Source organism: Streptomyces sp. 7R007 (genome assembly GCF_054850255.1).
Genome location: NZ_JBTWMV010000214.1, coordinates 1 through 222 on the forward strand (window position 1 = coordinate 1; position 222 = coordinate 222).

Annotated in this window: 1 protein-coding gene; it reads left to right on the forward strand. The window is 74.3% G+C overall.

Translation table 11 applies throughout. From position 1 onward, the window contains the following. Positions 1-222 (forward strand): maltotransferase domain-containing protein (locus ACYF6T_RS44850; RefSeq protein WP_461703743.1); only part of this gene is annotated, 222 nt, incomplete at both ends.

Here is a 222-nt window from a genome sequence, read left to right on the forward strand (position 1 = left end):
TGAGCCCGGGCACTGGACGTACACGGTGGAGGCGTGGGGCGATCCCGTCACCACCTGGCGTCACCACGCGCAGATCAAGATCCCGGCAGGGATGGACACGGAGCTCGTGCTGGAGGAGGGCGCGCGGCTGTACGAGCGCGCGGCCGCGGGAGTGCCCGAGGAGCACCGGGACGCCGTCCTGGACGCCGTGGCCGCGCTGCGCGACGAGTCCCGTCCGCCGGC